The sequence below is a fragment of the Parabacteroides sp. CH2-D42-20 genome, assembly GCF_003670185.1.
Lineage (GTDB): Bacteria > Bacteroidota > Bacteroidia > Bacteroidales > Tannerellaceae > Parabacteroides > Parabacteroides distasonis.
Genome location: NZ_RAYG01000001.1, coordinates 346,736 through 363,707 on the forward strand (window position 1 = coordinate 346,736; position 16,972 = coordinate 363,707).

Sequence of the window (16,972 nt, forward strand, 5' to 3'; positions counted from 1 at the left end):
ATATTTGCGAACATATTTACAAATATAAATCAACTTAGCTATGAAAAAGAGAATTTGGCATCTATCCAGATGCGTTGTCGTTTGTACGGCATTCCTATTCGTACAACAATTTATCCAGTCACAAGTTTCAAATCCGTCTACATGGGAAAGCTTTGTGCAAAGTAACGCAAATATATCTATCCGGGATACGTTTCGGATGCAGACATTTGAGGGACTTCCGACTGATAATTGGGATTATGCCATTACAGGTGAAGCCCTTATTGAAGATATCTCCGGCGTGAAAGATATTCCTAACAGCCACGGTAACTACGGGTTACGAATGCCAATGAATACGCAAGTGGCTTTCGAGCATTTCACGTTAACAGATCATCAAGATATAAAAATCAGTATACGGAAAGGGGGCATCCTTCTAGTAGAAGGAGAAGGCATGAGAGCCAGAACCTATCGAAAAGGGGAAACAAGTTATCCCTCCTTAGTTCCAACCATAGGAGAGAGTGGCATCAATCCTTTCAAAACCACAGATATAAAAAACAATCCCCCGGGATTGGATATTATCGTTCCCGCACCGGCCGCCAATACCAAAAACGGCTATTATTATGTAGACAGTGTTTATGCTCATGGAATGATTCCTACCTATTCCCTATTTACCGGAAACAGCGATTGGAACCATGAGGATCGCTGGAGCCACCTACCCGCCTACCGTCACCGCAACGCCTTGATTAACGGTAATATCTCCATAAATACAAATATCAGCTGTAAAGATATCTTTATTGGCAATGGAAATATCCATATTTTACCAACCGGAAATCTATCCGCAAATAACCTTACTATCTATCCAAATGATGGTACCTTGGCGTCTTCCTCCACCTTGCGATCGTCCGGAACTATTAACATCTCCGGCAAAATAACGATCGAGAGGACCTTCGCTCAAAAAGGCAAATGGTATTTTATCTCCTTCCCCTTCGATGTATTCGCTTCCGGCATAGACCCGGATTTCCAACTGGGTGATGACAAAAGCGATACAAACGGTAACTACTTTTACGTACAAACCTATAACGGAGAAAAGCGAGCCAACTCACAAAGCCCTTCCAACAACTGGGAAGTCATACCACAAACAATAATCAATACATCCCAGCCCATCTTCAAGAAGAACAAGGGGTACCTGATCGCTATTGACGCCTCCGCCGATCGTCAGAACCTTCGTTTCTCCTCGAAAGCAAAAGATATCCCTATAGATTTCGGAAAAAACGGTCAAGCCTCTATTCCGGTAAGCATTAACAACCAAAGCCAGAACCAGAATCACAACGGCTGGTATCTATGCGGTAATCCTCTGCCGGCTCCTTTATCTCTTAGTCAAATAGAATCAAACTCGGCCTTAGACGGATACATTTATATATATGACGGCTCCACCTACCAACCCTACGTGATCGGTAGCGATTTCGCCATCCCTCCATTCTCCGCTTTCTTTGTCAAAGCGCATAAAAGTACCAGCCTATCTGTATATAATACATCCGAACCAGCCAATTATAAATTATTATCAACGAACGCACCCATATCTTTCCCGACATCGGAACCTCAAGCCCGACAAGATTCCCCTGTTTCCAATCAAGCCTTTTCATTTCCGGAATTAAGCTATCAGCTAGAGAACAAGACTTTATTCATTACTAATCTTCCATCCCCCGGTAAAGTCGAACTGTTTACTCCGGCAGGCATATTAGTATTCACGCAAACGGTACAGGCAGGGAACCCTATCCTCCCGATTCCCCTCCCACAAGGTTTATATATCTTAATTATTCAAACAGAACATTATCGGGCACAGTACAAATGCGTTTTAACCTCCTAAAGCCCGCAACAATCTTGTATCTTTGTCCTGTTTTTAGAATAAAACGAATATGAAGAAGATCAATATCACAACAATTGCCTTACTTGTTTACTTAATCGTAATGAGTATCATCGGCTGGCCGGGAAACAATCCCGGAAACAATTATACCGAATATTTCCTGATGATCGGCGCTACGCTCGTCATCATCATCCTTCTACGCTATCTGCAAGTCAAGCGCTTGAGAATGCGGGACAAGTGGAATAAAGACGACGATCCTGCCAAGCAATAAAAACACAGCCTGTTTTTCTTCACAGAAGAACAGGCTGAATGAACTTTATTTTATTACACTAGTATTAATATTACTGCTTTTTCGCCTTCACAGGCTACTTGAATGTCTCGTAAAGAGCACACGCACAGTATAAATTATTCGATTATAAATAAGTACAATCTTAACAGGGAATCCAATCTACTTGTTTTGGTTACTTCCTTAAAATGAGTTACTTTCAGAAATCTTACGTTTTATTCACTAGTACTAAAACCGCATCCAAACATTCATTTTCAGGTCTGATGATAAGGGAGGCTTGTTGTATAGGTTCATGTACGCTTTTGTACCCGATCGTATGATCCCGAAAAAACACGTACGTGTTTTTCGGGAAACATAATCATCTTTTTTAAGATGCTATTATTCAATAGTTTGTACAACTACGTCATTCGCATACTTATTGTATGGAATTTAAGTTACTATTTTGATGGGATGAGACGCAGCACGCTACGTCTCTACAACTAGAGGCATTATAATTTATCTTTCAGGAACCTTCCGGTATAGGATGCCTCGCAAGCCGCTATCTCCTCCGGTGTACCGGCACAAACCAACTGCCCGCCGGCCTTTCCGCCTTCCGGTCCTAAATCGATCACATAATCCGCACATTTGATCACATCCATATTATGCTCGATAATTACCACGGAGTGGCCTTTCTCGATCAAGGCATTGAAAGCTTTCAACAAAGTCTTGATATCATGAAAATGTAAACCGGTCGTAGGCTCGTCGAAAACGAACAAGGTAGGTTGCTGCTTCTCTTGGCCTAAGTAATAAGCCAGTTTCACACGTTGGTTCTCACCACCGGATAAAGTGGAGGAAGTCTGTCCCAGCTTGATATAGCCCAAACCTACGTCTTGCAGCGGTTTCAAGCGTTTCACGATCTTCTTCTCTTGGGAGCCGGAACCTTTCTCGAAGAACTCGATCGCTTGATTCACGGTCATTTCCAATACATCGTATATGTTAGCGCCTTGATACTCTACATCCAATACATCCTGCTTGAAGCGTTTGCCGTGGCAAGCCTCGCATTCCAAGGTGATATCCGCCATAAACTGCATCTCTACCGTGATCTTGCCCTCGCCCTTACATTCCTCGCAGCGACCTCCTTCTTTATTAAAGGAGAAATAGGCGGCGTTATATCCCATCTGTTTCGCTAGGGGCTGCTCGCCGAATAGTTTACGGATCTCGTCGTAAGCACCGATATACGTCACGGGGTTCGAGCGAGAACTCTTTCCGATCGAGTTCTGGTCTACGAACTCGATCGCCTGAATCATATTCAAATCTCCACTGATACCGGAGCAATCCACGGTCAGGCGGGCGGCATCATCCAAATGACGTTTCACGCCCTCGTAGAAGATATCACGAACCAAGGAGCTTTTACCCGAACCGCTCACACCGGTAACCACCGTCATCACGTTCAAAGGAAACTTCACGTCCACACTCTTTAAGTTATTCTTCCGAGCCCCTGTCACTTCTATATAATTATTCCACGGACGCCGATAAGGCGGGATCTCGATCTGATCCTCTCCCGTCAAATAACGTACCGTATGGCTATCGCTACATTTCCGGAGGTTATTCACATCGCCTTGATAAACGACCTCACCCCCCAAACGCCCCGCTTTCGGACCGATATCGATGATATAATCCGCCGCACGGATAATCTCCTCATCATGCTCCACCACGACCACGGTATTCCCCAAGGCTTGCAACTGTCGCAATACCTTGATCAACAAATCCGTATCCCGGGAATGCAGACCGATACTCGGCTCATCCAAAATATACAACGAACCCACCAAGCTACTACCCAACGAGGTAGCCAGATTGATACGTTGGCTCTCTCCTCCGGATAAAGAGGCCGAGAGGCGATCTAAAGCCAGATAACCCAACCCCACATCCAACAGGAATTGCAAGCGATTATTGATTTCCGTGAGCAAACGTTTAGCGATCGCCGCATCCGTCTCGTCCAGTTCCAGTTGATCAAAGAAAGCCTTTGCCTCCGAAACCGGCATCGTTACCAGCTCGGCGATATTCTTACCGCCCACTTGCACATACAGCGCTTCCGGCCTCAAGCGGCTCCCCTTACAAACCGGGCAAGTCGTCTTTCCCCGATAGCGGGCTTGCATCACCCGGTATTGTATCTTATAAAGATTCTCTTCCACGAACTTAAAGAAATCGTCGATGCCGTGTAAACCTCTCGCCCCATGCCACAACAAGTCTTTCTCTTTCTGTGTCAAGTCGTAATACGGGCGGTGGATCGGGAAGTTATATTTCTCGCTCTTCACGATAAAGTCTTTCAGCCATTCCCCCATCACCTCACCTTTCCAGCAAACCACGGCTCCTTGGTAGACAGACAAACTTTTATCAGGCACCACCAGATTCTCATCGATGCCCAGCACCTTACCGAATCCCTCACAGGTCGGACATGCGCCCAACGGATTATTAAAGCTAAACATCATATCGGTAGGCTCCTCGAATATCATGCCATCCGCCTCGAACTTCTTCGAGAATTCCTTCACGACTACCCCTTCCTCCGTATAAATACGGATCAAACAGGTACCATGGCCCTCAAAGAAAGCGGTCTCGGCCGAGTCTGCCAAACGGCTTTTCAAGGTCTTATCGTCCGATACCGTCAGGCGGTCCACCAACAACTCGATCGGGTAAGACAGCAACTCCTCGCTCGCCAGTACCTCCGAGATACGATATACCGTATCATTCACCGACAGACGGGCATATCCTTCTTTCCGCAAGATCTCCAGCTGCTCCTTCATATCCCGGCCTTCCGGCAAGACAACCGGAGCGAATACGGCAAAACGAGTTCCTTCGGGATATCGCATGACCTCCTTGATAATATCGCTCACCTGATGTTTTTTCACCTCGGTGCCGGAAACTGGCGATATCGTCTTCCCGACGCGAGCATATAACAAGCGTAAATACTCATAAATCTCGGTAGATGTACCGACTGTGGAACGCGGATTACGGGTATTCACCTTCTGCTCGATAGCGATAGCGGGCGGTATTCCCTTAATATAGTCGCATTCCGGCTTACTCATCCTTCCCAAGAACTGGCGGGCGTAAGCGGATAAACTCTCTACATACCGGCGCTGTCCCTCCGCATAAAGGGTATCGAACGCCAACGATGATTTTCCACTCCCCGACAGCCCGGTTATCACCACCAGCTTGTCCCTCGGAATCTCTACATCTATATTTTTCAAGTTGTTGACACGTGCCCCCTTGATGAAAATCGAATTGCTCTCAGACATATTACCTTTATCTTTTTCTTTAACGCAAAGATAGCCAAAACTAACCGATTCTGCCCTATCTTCATTGAACTAATTCACACAGTTAGACAGGGTGTGCCTCGTCTCTACTGCCAAGTAAATAAAATAACAAGGGTGAAATATTTCATATTTACAGGGAATCTTCTACATTTGTTGAAAATTTCATAGACAAACACAGCAAGGCACCCATGTACATTAAATATTTTCGCTTCTTAATAGCGATTCTCTTTTGTGCGATAACCTCATGTTCTACGGTTCGCGAGAAGCCTCGTCCGGCTACGAGTACGGGCAAGGAGGCCAAGCGAGAGTTTAGGGGAGCATGGATACAGACCGCTTTTCAAGGCGAATACAAGGATATGACTCCCGCCCGGATGAAAAAAGACTTCATCCGCAAGCTTAATTACCTGCAAGCATGCGGCATCAACGCCATCATCTTTCAGGTGCGCCCCGAGGCGGACGCTTTCTATAAATCCGATATCGAGCCGTGGAGCCGCTTCTTCACCGGAGAGCAAGGCGTAGCCCCGGCAGGTGAGTTCGACCCGATGGCCTTCCTGATCCAAGAATGCCATAAACGGAACATGGAGTTTCACGCTTGGTTGAATCCTTACCGGGCGAGCACGGCGGGAAACACCCGTTTCGCCGATTCCCACATCTATCATAAGCATCCCGAATGGTTTGTCACTTATAATAAACAAATCCTTTTCGACCCGGGATTGCCGGAAAGCCGTCAGTTTATCTGCCGGGTAGTGCGTGATATCGTCGGCCGTTACGACGTGGACGCTATCCATATGGACGATTATTTCTATCCCTATCCCGCGGCGGGTATGCCTTTCCCGGATGATAACAGCTTCCGGAAATACGGCTTGCGAAAAGGATACAGCGAGGCGCAAAGGAACGATTGGCGCCGGGAGAACGTGAATACCCTGATCCGGGAATTGAAACGTACCATCCTGCTCACCAAGCCTTGGGTACGCTTCGGTATCAGTCCCTTCGGCATCTACCGCAACAAGAAAAGCACCGCAGACGGATCGGGTAGCAATACCAACGGTCTGCAAAACTACGACGACCTCTACGCCGATATCACCTATTGGGTACAGCAAGGTTGGATCGATTATAACATCCCCCAGATCTATTGGGAGATCGGACACCCGGCGGCGGATTACATCACGCTTATCAAATGGTGGGACAAAAACGCCAACGGAGGTCATTTATATATCGGGCAAGACGTGGCCCGCACCATGAAAGCGGACCAATTAACCCGCAAGATGCGTTACGAGCGTGCCTTGCCGCACGTGAGCGGCAATTGCTTCTGGCCCGCCAACGAGATTCTATGGAACAACAAGGGCGTAGCCGACAGCCTACAGCGGAACTACCACCGTTACCCGGCCCTTATCCCGGCCTATACCCATATGCATAACCGTCCGCCAAAAGACGTAAGCAAGCTAAAGACCGAATGGACGCCCAAGGGCTTCCTCTTGCACTGGCAAGCGGAGCAAAGCCCCACGAATCCGGAGCTAGCCTCTTATTTCGTGGTTTATCGCTTTAACGACAAAGAGCCAATAGACACGAGCGATCCCTCGAAGATCGTGGCTATCACCCGGGAAACCGGCTACTTGATGCCTTACGAGAAAGGTAAGGTAAAATACCGCTATGTAGTGACCGCCGTAGATCGCTTTCACAACGAGAGCGAGGGCAAGACAAAGAAAGTAAAATTATAAAGACAACAATATATGTTAACCGACCATCGCTGCACCAAATATACCGACTGTTCCTCTTGTAGTTTCTACCAGAGGGACATATTCAAGTATCGTCTTTATCCGAAAGGGTACGTGATCCCTCAGACAAGATGCATGCAGAACATGGTCTTTTTCCTAGTCAAGGGAGAGATCTGGCTGAACAGCGAGGAGCACCCGGACACTACGTTCCGGGGCGGACAGTTCGTATTGCAACCGATCGGCTCGAAAGTGGAGTGCAAGGTACTCGACTACACCGAATGTATCATCTATCTCTTCGAGCGTCCGCAAAACATATGCGACAACCGTTTCAACAAAGGCATCTCCATCGTGGAGAACGAACGCCAGCAGCCCATCGTAATGACGATGGTTCCGCCGATACAACTCTTCATCGAGGGCATGAAGCTCTACCTCAACGATGATTTAAGATGCTCCGGGCTGATGCAAGCCAAACGCTCGGAGATGGTCTACTTGCTGAACTGCTACTACCCCATCAAGGAGCTAGCCGCCTTTTACGCCCCGATTTACCGGTATAGCCACAGTTTCCAGTATTTCGTGATGCAGAACTACCAAAAGGCGAAAGACGTGGAGACCTTCGCCCAATTGGGAGGCTACAGTGTACCCACCTTCCGCCGTATCTTCAAGGATACGTTCGGAGAGCCCGCCTACCAATGGATGCTGAAACGCAAATGCCAAGACATCCACAACGACCTTATCATGACCGAGCTTTCCATATCCGAGATTTGTTACAAGTATGGTTTTGAATCGCTTTCTAACTTCTCGCACTTCTGCAGGGCTAATTTTGGCCAATCTCCCCGCTCTGTCCGTTCTCTAAAGGATGAAAATACATAATATTCAATGATTTTTTTAAAATCTCTCAACTTTTGCAACTCTTTGGACAAAAATAACAATTCTCCCCTTTAGCATTCCCTATACATTTGCGTCCAGAAGGTCAATCATAATTGATTTTCAAAGATAAATAAAATGTATAGGTACAATAAGACAAGTATTATCTTAAAGGTCACGATCGCCATTCTATTTATTACGAGTTTAGTGATAGAATGCAGTTGCGAGAGATCTGACGAACCGAAAAAAGAGAGTACCGGCTTCATCACCTACACCCTTCGTTGGGATAGCGTGATACCCGGCTTTCCGGCTCCCGAGAAACTTCGATATTGTATTTACCCTTCGGAGGGAGGGCCTATGGTACAGACGGATGGGGACGCAAATAGCATGATGTTGTTCTTACCGCCGGCCACCTATAAAATACTGGTTTTTAATTACGACGCGAAGAATATCGACTTTCGTAATATGTCAAGGTTCGACGAAGCGGAGGCTTATATCCTCCAGACGAAGGCCACCGGACAGGCATCGCAAGGCATAACCCCGTTGTATGGGTTTGTCGTCGATTCATTGGAGATCACACCGGGGCAAGACAAGTCGGGCACTTTGGTACTGACTCCGTTGGTCCGCCACGTAACCTTTACGGTACAGGTAGACAAACCGGAGGAGATAAAGACTTGCAAAGGTTCATTATCGGGCGTATCCACCTCATTAAACTTGAGTAAACGCAAGGTAGTGACCGAGGCATCCACAAATGTAGAGTTCGATATGGAAACCTCCGATAAAGGAGTAAACGGCGATCTGATCATATTAGGTACCGCCCTCCCTAAGGAAGAAGAACAAAAACCTGTCACGAATCAAGTGACAATAGATTTTACCCTAAGCGACGGTAGCACGGTTTCCGCTACCGCCGACTTAGAGGACAAATTAAATGAAATAGACACTCCTCATGTCAACGTGACTATAAATGCCACGGTTGAGAAGAGCCCGAAATTCACGATCCGCCTCACGAACTGGGAAGTAGGTCCCGGCGAAGAGACCACAATCGAATAAGATTAAATGATATACAAATAGTAACAACTTAAATTAGGGTAAAATGAAAAAGTTAATGATTAGTATGTTGGCCATGGCAGCCATGGTTAGCTGTACAAATGAGATTGAAGGTCCGGATCAACCACAAGTGAACCAGAATGAACCTACTCCTATTGAATTTGGGAGTTCAATATTAGCAGTACAAACAAAAGCTGCAAAAACAGGAACAGCTTTTAGCGACAATGAAATCATTGGAATTATCGGATTTAAAGGAGATGCTGCACCTAATGCTGATTATTCAAGTCCTTTCATGGATAATATTAGTTTTACATACGCAACTAATAAATTCGCCACAACTAATGCTAGTGCTGTTTGGGAACGTAATGCCACTCATCATTTTTACGCTTACTATCCTTTAGCAACTACTACAGAAACAAACGGCTATAAGTATACTGCCGGTACTGCATCTGTCGCTCCTACCGTTTCGGTTACAGTACAAACTGGCGAGGAAGGAGTTAAACAGGACTTATTATGGAGTAACTTAACAAGTAAAAAGTTTACTGGAGCTTCGACTGAATTCAGTGCCGATAAAATGAAGTTACAGTTTGCACATAAACTAGCTAGAATTGCATTTAAAGTTGTCAAAAAAGATGAAAATGTTCCTGAATCTGCTTTAAAAGCAGTATCTTTCAAAGTAGACTATAAAGATGCTTCATTAAATCTTATTACAGGAGAATTAACCAAAGGTTCACAAATCACTGATGCTAACAAGATTTCTTTAAGTAAAACTCTCACAACAGCAGAAACGATAACTGTAGATGGATCAGGTAATGCGACATGTGGTGATTTTTCACCTATAATTATTCCGGGTACAGCAATTTCTGATCTTACATTAACTATTAATGAACAAACACTTACCGTTTCAGACCTAAGTACACTTACGTTCAAAGAAGGGGATATCACAACTGTAACTATTACTGTCAACAGTAAAGGCGTTGAATTCTCCGCTGCAATTACAGATTGGACAAGTACAGGTGCTGGCACAGGTACTGTTGAATAATATTTCTCAAGTATTAGGAAGAATTATTAAGCTTATTCTTCCTAATACTTCTTTATTCATTCAAAAAGTATAAGAACATGAATATACATTTATCACATCTGCTATGTGGGTTACTTCTATTATTGAGTTGCAATAATGAAGGACTCATTCAAGAATATGAAAAAGATGTTCCTATTCGCTTTCGTTCTTTATGTGTAGAAATATCAACAAAAAGTATTAATAACAGTTCTATCTTAAAAGACTCTCAAATTAGTTTATTCTCTATTCAACATCTTCCAAATAATTCAGTATCTAGTTGGATTCCCAATCTATTTAATAACACTAAAGGAATATCTGATCTAAACGGTGATATCCTTTATGATAATACATACTTCTTCCCAACAGGGAATGAACTGGACTTCTTCGCTATCCACCCCTTCATATCATCCGCCACAACCGGTTCCAATTACGACGGCACCCAATACACCACCCTCACCCTCAAAGACAACACCGCCGATCAATACGACCTCATGTACGCCTCTTTGCTGAATCAGTCAAAGAAATCATCCGTATTAGTATTTGAGTTCCATCACTTACTTACTCAAATAACAATAAACATCATTAAAAACGCAGGCGTCACTATAGACCTCCCCCTAACCAAAGTACAAATTACCGCCCCACAAAGTGCCATCTTGGATATATGGCAGGGCCAATTAAGCGACATCGCCGGACAAACAACCTATACTTTAAACACCAACACGACATTAAGCGACGGAGACAATCCAATCCCCGGCCAATTCCTCCTGTTCCCCCAAAAAGCGAACGAAATGATATTAACTTTCGGAAACGATGAAAGCAACGTGTTCCACGTCGCCCTTTCCGATGAGCCGCAGATTTGGGAAGCCGGGGTCAATTATCAATACAATATAACGATTAACCGGAATATCCCGGAAATAGCCTCTCCCGAAGTACCCGCAGATAATAACGCTACACCGAACGAAGAGGTAAACAACGGAGGCGAGATACCGGAGACTCCTACGGACTCTACCGTTACCGAGCCCGAAACCAAGGTATCGGATCCAAACCCCTACCATATCCATTTATCAATCGACTAAATCAAACGAAAAGATAAAACACGAAATATGCGATACACAAAACAACTGATCACCGTATCTCTTTTGATGGGACTCTCTCTAAATAGCTGTACAAACGATGATAATGGCGGGCCTTCCAAGCAAGTACCCGCCGTTATCCTTTTCAGCGCCTCTCCTTACAAGCTGGAATCGAAAGCGATCCATACCGAATCTACCATGCCGACCGACTTGCCGATCGGAATATACGGATGGGGCCATAAACTAAACGAGACCTCGCCACTCACCCCGCGTCCCGACCTAACCAACCAAGCCTATACCACGGCGGACGGCACGAACTATACCTCCGATATGGACGCTCATTTCCCTGTAGCCGCCGATACGGTCATTAATTTCTACGCTTACTATCCGTATCAAGCCTCGCTAAGTAATACCCTAGCTAGCTACGAACTGAAAGACCAAATCGATATCATGTACGCCACCCCGATCCTCAACAAGGGAAAGATGGATGTACAAACCGAAGCCAACGGCTCGACGGCCATCGTCGCCCTCAGCTTCAATCACCAGCTATCCGCCATCACGATCGTCATAAAGAAAGCCGATGATATCAAGGAAACCCTAGTCTTGCAAAAAGTAGAGCTGGTAAACTACCCTGCATCTGTCCGTATGGATATCCAGACCGGCCAGTTGACCACCTCGGATACGAAAGCGGACTATCCGATACCGCTCGCCGCACCGATTACCATCACTCCTACCGAGGCCACCGTAGCGACAAACTACCTGCTCTGGCCCGGCGAGGCTCCCACGTTCCGTTTCTCCATCAGCGGCCATACCTACGAGGTTCATCCCTCCCAAGCATTCATCGCCGGCAAGAAGCAGAAATATACCTTCACCATACAAGCCGAAGACATCAACGTAGGTGCCTCCATCAATCCTTGGACAGAAGGCCCGGAAGGTTCTGGTGAGATTGGTATTTAAGAACGTACGTATTTAGCGCCCTATAGCGAAAAATACGTTCTGTTAGCGAAACAGGTGTTATTCTGTTTTTTTGAGCAATATAAGCCATATATCGTGACATCCCCTTCCCGCAAGAACCACAAAACAGCGAGAAGGAGATAGCCATTAGTGCCCTTTTCCACCTCGAAAGCCCCCCTTTTCACACACAATAGGTTGCGAAAGCCAACGCGAAAGGCCGCGTTAGGCGACACATATGGTTACGTTGGGCATCGTAAGCAGCTAAGAATAGGGTTATAACCTAATGAGAAAGGCGTTATAACCTTATTATAACCCTATCGTAACCTTATGGAATAGCCCAAACACCCGGCAAACCATGAGTTACGATGAATTAATTTCGCTAGAATAAAAGGCCGTTTTTCGACATCTACCTGTCTACTAAACAATTGCTGTTTTTTTCTTGCGTATTTGGAAGCGAGACGTACATCCGCCCGAAATAATCGACTCTCACGGACTTCCGTTTACATTTTGTCAAAATGTCAATCTGCGAGGAAACTTCTCCCCACTTAGCATACGGATATCAATTATTCTTCCTATATTTGCGATAATCCCTCATATCTAAGCGTAGGTCACTGAAGGAGGACATAAGTTAACGAAGAGCGTTTAAAGATATTATCCCGTATTGAAATCTGGACAATTTCATATCCATGGATAATAGACAATAAACGCTCACGTCGGTGGTATATTTACCAGTAATTGCTCTGGACGATATAACAGCATGGCGTGGGCTATTGTTTATTACATGGATAGGGCCGTCCAGAGCCTCAATACGGTAATATCAATAGTTTCCACGCTTCTGTATTTTTAGCCCGGCAACCGATGGAGACAGGTTGCCCTTATCCATTAAATGAAGACGATCCTCCTGTTACCCGTCTTGTCGCTATGGCTCCTGCTTGCCACGCAAGCCCATGCCCAAGTCTATCACCTACATTTATCCGACAACACTTGCCGGATAACAGAATGCGTTGATACTCCACAAGGCATCAAGCCCTTGGGTCAGACATGGAAAGGAAACACCTTCCATGATCGTTTCACGCTAGATTTCGATCGCGCTATCTTCACGTGGGAAAAGGAAGGAAAAGAGACGTATGCCAACAAGATCATCAACCACACTGCCAAATACGCTCACCACTCATTCACCACGGAGCAGATTACCGCCAACCTCACCATCAACAGCCATCGAGCCGTCCTTCAACTTATCCACTTTCAGAATGGCCAATGGATACAAGTCACTTATTTTTGCGAGATAGGGAATTAACGGCTCATGCGAACATCTACAACATCTACCACTTATACTTGATATTTGTACTTTTTATTTGTGAGTGAAAATTCCAGCCTTAAAAAAGGAGGCCTTAAAGTTTACGATAAACATCTTCAAAAGGTACTCTGCAACGTTCTCCCCAAATGCCTTTATTTCCATCCCGTATCCCACAAGGAATAGCCATGTTTATTTCAGCACCATGAGGTAGTTTCAATGTCCTTTTTAGCCGACGGCTGTCCAGCCCTTCTAAGGGGCACGTGTCATAGCCTTCGTTTGCCATCGCAATCATAAACGTTTGTGCGGCAAGCGCACAGGATTTATGGGCTGTCACACGTATGTCATTCTCGGAAACTTCAAGCATCATAGGACGGAAAATACTGATTATATTAGCCAACAATTTCCTGAGCAATCCGAGAATACCGAAGAACCGGGCATAAACAAAGGGCATCAATATACCGTAATATATTTCCCGATCCTTAATACGTTTGGCCTGACGTTCTTTAGGACTGTAATGACGAATGTTCTCCCGTTCAAAATTGAGTACGAATCGCGCATGTTTCTTGTACCAGTCACGCCGAACCACAAAAATGACAATTTGTGAAGCGGTAGAAGCCGCTTTCTGACCAAGGCAGTCCCTTGAGATTTTTGCCAATAATTCAGGTTCTGTAATATGGTAAAATTCCCATAATTGCATATCAGAACTGTTAGGAGCCAATGTAGCCAGTTCCAAACAATGTTTTACCTTTTCCGTATCTATTGGTTTCTCTTTATCATACACCCGTACAGAACGACGATGATGAAGGACTTCATCTAAATTCATAATGATACTGACTTGAATTAAACATTTATTCCCAGCTGATTACTTCAGCCATTTATTATCGTGCTTTATTTAATTGCCGCATAACGACCTTCGCCATTTCTTTAGAACTGAACGGGTCCTGCCCAGTAATCAGATTATTATCTACAACTACTTTTGAAGTCATAGGTATCAATGCTTTTTCATAATCCGCTCCTCTCTCTTTCAACAACGCTTCAAGATCAAAAGGTACTTCTTCTTTTCTTCTGGCAAGACTTTCCTCAAACCAACTGAATCCCGTCAGCTTTTTGCCTTTAATCATATATTCGCCATTGGATAGTTTGGCATTCAACAACCCACTGACCCCGTGGCAGATGGCCGACACTATCCTCCCACTTTCATCCTGTTTCCTTACGATAGTCTTTAAAGCTTCATTGTCAGGAAAGTCATACATCGCACCGTGTCCGCCGGCTAAATAGACACAATCAAACTGTTGTTCCAACAGGTTATCCAAACTGTTTGCATGATCCAACAGCTTTTTGAATTCTGGCTTTTCCCAATACTTTTCGGACATTTCATCTAAAAAAATTGGTTTTAAACTTTCGGGATCAATGGGAGTATAACCTCCTTTCGGATTGGCTACCGTTATGTCATAGCCGCTTTCTTTTGCACTATGATAGATATGAGTAAACTCACTAAGCCATAATCCGGTTGCGAGTTTCCCATTGGCAAAAGTCCCTGTGCTAGTAACTATTATTAAAATCTTCATGATAATCAAATTATTGATTCATATTCTTTAAAAGAAAACATACACATGGATAGATTGTTTTTCAGAATATGGAATCTTTAACATAATCCGAAAATATGAAAACCTGCAAATCCTTTTTTCGCCTCGGATGAGAAAATGTGTTATTTTTGAAAGACATTGATCCGTCTAGTTTTTCAGGCGTATGAGACCTTTTCAAAAATTCGCAAAGTAAGTTAACTTCGTTGGCAAAGTAAGCCAGCTCAAATCACATAAAGTCATAGAAAAATCATTATCTTTGTCAATCCTGTTTAAATCACATAAAGTCATAAAATGGAGACGATCATAAATCATATTCATATAAGCAACTTCAAGTCACTCAAAGATGTGACTTTAGACCAATGCCGGAGGATCAACTTGATTATTGGCAAGCCGAATGTGGGTAAAAGTAATCTATTGGAAGCGATGTCCTTGTTTTGTCTGCCCTATTTGAAATATACCCGGAAAAGAAGCATCCAGCAGTTTATCCGTACGGAGAACGATGCAGAGTTATTTTTCGACGGCCATGTAGATAGCCCAATTTCTGTGAAAACGAACAAGGTGAATGTAGAAGTAAAAATGGATAACATGGGACTTCTTTATTCGCAAACCAATCCGGCTCATCCCGCACAAGATGTAGCTTTTACTATTTCCAACTTGACGATACCCGCCAAGAAGAATATAGATATTCCAACGGCAAACCCTTTCAAATGCTATCTCTATCCACCAGCATTCGATAAGGAGAAATTACCGATCCCTTTCCTATTACCTCCGGGAGGAAGCAATTTGATGAATATCGTTTCCATGATGCCCAAGTTGAAAGAAGAATTAAGAACTATTTTCAACGACTATGGCTTGAAATATGTCTTCGATACCAATAGCCAGGAGATTAAAGTAATGAAAGAAAAGAAACCGGGAGAGATATTTTTAATTCCATTTCATTCCATAGCCGATACCCTGCAGCGTATGATTTTCTACAAAGCGGCTATTGAAAGTAACAGTGAGTCCGCATTAGTTTTTGAAGAACCGGAAGCCCACTCATACCCTCCTTTCATATCAAAGGTAACGCAGGATATTATCCAATCGGACAGAAACCAGTTTTTTATAACGACACACAGTCCTTATGTGGTTAACGACTTTCTGGAATTACCGAGTGACGAACTTGCCATTTACCTAGTTGACTTCAGGAATGGGGAAACTTTCGTGAAAAGAGCCAGTGACACAGAAATACAAGAAATGTACGAATATGGCATCGACCTATTTTTCAACACCGAAACCTTCTTAAGATAATGGCAGAACTCTACATAATTCCGGAATGCTACGTCGATACAAACCTAATCGAGACGTTGGTTCCCACCGCTAAAGGATATAATCATCAGAAAGGCTGTAACAACGTCGTAAAAGTGATGAAAGAAAAGTTATCGGATAAATTCGCGGTTGGAATAGTGGATAAAGACAAACGACAGGTCAGTTACGTCAACGAATTTGAGGAAATAGGACATACGGACTCCCTATATTTTTACAAACACCCGGACAAGGCTCATTTCTTAATAATGATCGATCCTGCCGTAGACCGCTTTATCCTAAAATGCGCTAAGGAAGAGAAAGTTGAGATGAAACAATTCGATCTTTCAGATGAATTGAGATCTTTTACAGCGCAGACAAAGCAAGTATCGAGCAAAGAGGATACGAACTTCAAAAAGTTATTTCACGAAATTAAGAGTGCAGAAGAAATAACAATCCTAAGGAATGCCATTAAATATTTGAAAGGAAAGCAATATAGTTCTAATAGCGCAGAAATGAAAGCTCTTATTGATGGGCAAACATCAAAACTGTAGCAAGCTTCTTGGGATATTGTGGACTGAAACATAGCGAAAGATACAGAACACATTGCAGGCACAAGCCCATACCCAAGTCTACCGCCTACGCTTATTCGACAGTACTTGCAGGATAACGGAATGCG

General features: G+C 44.2%; 14 protein-coding genes. 11 read left to right on the top strand and 3 right to left on the bottom strand.

Features of this window, described 5'->3' with window-relative positions:
• The first annotated feature begins 40 nt into the window (after positions 1-40).
• Positions 41-1,843: a T9SS type A sorting domain-containing protein gene (locus tag D7V92_RS01315; RefSeq protein ID WP_121772111.1), complete on the top strand. Its 1,803-nt coding sequence runs from the start codon at positions 41-43 to the stop codon at positions 1,841-1,843.
• A 49-nt stretch (positions 1,844-1,892) separates the two neighbouring features.
• The gene (locus D7V92_RS01320) at positions 1,893-2,111 is read left to right on the top strand and encodes a hypothetical protein (protein ID WP_005863339.1); all 219 of its coding nucleotides are present in this window, start codon (positions 1,893-1,895) and stop codon (positions 2,109-2,111) included.
• Positions 2,112-2,614: 503 nt separating this feature from the next.
• Here the strand turns inward: D7V92_RS01320 and uvrA are convergent.
• Positions 2,615-5,398 carry an excinuclease ABC subunit UvrA gene (uvrA, locus tag D7V92_RS01325; protein WP_121772112.1) on the bottom strand — a complete coding sequence of 928 codons (2,784 nt, stop codon included), beginning with the start codon at positions 5,396-5,398 and terminating at the stop codon, positions 2,615-2,617.
• Positions 5,399-5,604: 206 nt separating this feature from the next.
• Here uvrA and D7V92_RS01330 point away from each other — a divergent pair, with 206 nt between their 5' ends.
• The 7 genes from D7V92_RS01330 (at position 5,605) to D7V92_RS01360 (ending at position 13,426) form a co-directional block, all read left to right on the top strand.
• Positions 5,605-7,134, top strand: coding sequence for a glycoside hydrolase family 10 protein (locus D7V92_RS01330; protein ID WP_121772113.1), 1,530 nt, complete (start codon positions 5,605-5,607; stop codon positions 7,132-7,134).
• A 12-nt stretch (positions 7,135-7,146) separates the two neighbouring features.
• Positions 7,147-8,001 (top strand): helix-turn-helix transcriptional regulator, encoded by an 855-nt coding sequence (locus D7V92_RS01335; RefSeq protein WP_005859912.1) that lies wholly within the window; start codon positions 7,147-7,149, stop codon positions 7,999-8,001.
• A gap of 132 nt (positions 8,002-8,133) precedes the next feature.
• Positions 8,134-9,045 carry a DUF5119 domain-containing protein gene (locus D7V92_RS01340; protein ID WP_121772114.1) on the top strand — a complete coding sequence of 304 codons (912 nt, stop codon included), beginning with the start codon at positions 8,134-8,136 and terminating at the stop codon, positions 9,043-9,045.
• Positions 9,046-9,088: 43 nt separating this feature from the next.
• The gene (locus D7V92_RS01345) at positions 9,089-10,084 is read left to right on the top strand and encodes a fimbrillin family protein (protein ID WP_036615984.1); all 996 of its coding nucleotides are present in this window, start codon (positions 9,089-9,091) and stop codon (positions 10,082-10,084) included.
• A 77-nt stretch (positions 10,085-10,161) separates the two neighbouring features.
• On the top strand, positions 10,162-11,178 hold the full coding sequence (locus tag D7V92_RS01350; RefSeq protein ID WP_036615987.1) for a fimbrillin family protein: 1,017 nt from the start codon (positions 10,162-10,164) through the stop codon (positions 11,176-11,178).
• 27 nt (positions 11,179-11,205) lie between these two features.
• Positions 11,206-12,132 carry a fimbrillin family protein gene (locus D7V92_RS01355; protein WP_121772115.1) on the top strand — a complete coding sequence of 309 codons (927 nt, stop codon included), beginning with the start codon at positions 11,206-11,208 and terminating at the stop codon, positions 12,130-12,132.
• Between the two features lie 883 nt (positions 12,133-13,015).
• Positions 13,016-13,426: a hypothetical protein gene (locus D7V92_RS01360; RefSeq protein ID WP_008779076.1), complete on the top strand. Its 411-nt coding sequence runs from the start codon at positions 13,016-13,018 to the stop codon at positions 13,424-13,426.
• Between the two features lie 94 nt (positions 13,427-13,520).
• Here D7V92_RS01360 and D7V92_RS01365 read toward each other — a convergent pair whose 3' ends face one another.
• Positions 13,521-14,249 (bottom strand): nitroreductase family protein, encoded by a 729-nt coding sequence (locus D7V92_RS01365; protein ID WP_005859925.1) that lies wholly within the window; start codon positions 14,247-14,249, stop codon positions 13,521-13,523.
• Positions 14,250-14,304: 55 nt separating this feature from the next.
• The gene (locus D7V92_RS01370) at positions 14,305-14,994 is read right to left on the bottom strand and encodes a type 1 glutamine amidotransferase domain-containing protein (protein WP_121772116.1); all 690 of its coding nucleotides are present in this window, start codon (positions 14,992-14,994) and stop codon (positions 14,305-14,307) included.
• Positions 14,995-15,303: 309 nt separating this feature from the next.
• Here D7V92_RS01370 and D7V92_RS01375 point away from each other — a divergent pair, with 309 nt between their 5' ends.
• Positions 15,304-16,299, top strand: a complete 996-nt coding sequence (locus D7V92_RS01375) for an AAA family ATPase (RefSeq protein WP_005863361.1) — start codon at positions 15,304-15,306, stop codon at positions 16,297-16,299.
• Positions 16,299-16,847, top strand: coding sequence for a hypothetical protein (locus tag D7V92_RS01380; protein WP_087344748.1), 549 nt, complete (start codon positions 16,299-16,301; stop codon positions 16,845-16,847). The genes D7V92_RS01375 and D7V92_RS01380 overlap by 1 nt, the downstream gene beginning before the upstream one ends.
• Positions 16,848-16,972: the final 125 nt, after the last annotated feature.

Coding starts and splice junctions, on each gene's coding strand:
- D7V92_RS01335 (WP_005859912.1), top strand. CDS start 7,147: ATGTTAACCGACCATCGCTGCACCAAATATACCGACTGTTCCTCTTGT.
- D7V92_RS01360 (WP_008779076.1), top strand. CDS start 13,016: ATGAAGACGATCCTCCTGTTACCCGTCTTGTCGCTATGGCTCCTGCTT.
- D7V92_RS01320 (WP_005863339.1), top strand. CDS start 1,893: ATGAAGAAGATCAATATCACAACAATTGCCTTACTTGTTTACTTAATC.
- D7V92_RS01370 (WP_121772116.1), bottom strand. CDS start 14,994: ATGAAGATTTTAATAATAGTTACTAGCACAGGGACTTTTGCCAATGGG.
- D7V92_RS01345 (WP_036615984.1), top strand. CDS start 9,089: ATGAAAAAGTTAATGATTAGTATGTTGGCCATGGCAGCCATGGTTAGC.
- D7V92_RS01375 (WP_005863361.1), top strand. CDS start 15,304: ATGGAGACGATCATAAATCATATTCATATAAGCAACTTCAAGTCACTC.
- D7V92_RS01355 (WP_121772115.1), top strand. CDS start 11,206: ATGCGATACACAAAACAACTGATCACCGTATCTCTTTTGATGGGACTC.
- D7V92_RS01380 (WP_087344748.1), top strand. CDS start 16,299: ATGGCAGAACTCTACATAATTCCGGAATGCTACGTCGATACAAACCTA.
- D7V92_RS01350 (WP_036615987.1), top strand. CDS start 10,162: ATGAATATACATTTATCACATCTGCTATGTGGGTTACTTCTATTATTG.
- uvrA (WP_121772112.1), bottom strand. CDS start 5,398: ATGTCTGAGAGCAATTCGATTTTCATCAAGGGGGCACGTGTCAACAAC.
- D7V92_RS01365 (WP_005859925.1), bottom strand. CDS start 14,249: ATGAATTTAGATGAAGTCCTTCATCATCGTCGTTCTGTACGGGTGTAT.
- D7V92_RS01315 (WP_121772111.1), top strand. CDS start 41: ATGAAAAAGAGAATTTGGCATCTATCCAGATGCGTTGTCGTTTGTACG.
- D7V92_RS01340 (WP_121772114.1), top strand. CDS start 8,134: ATGTATAGGTACAATAAGACAAGTATTATCTTAAAGGTCACGATCGCC.
- D7V92_RS01330 (WP_121772113.1), top strand. CDS start 5,605: ATGTACATTAAATATTTTCGCTTCTTAATAGCGATTCTCTTTTGTGCG.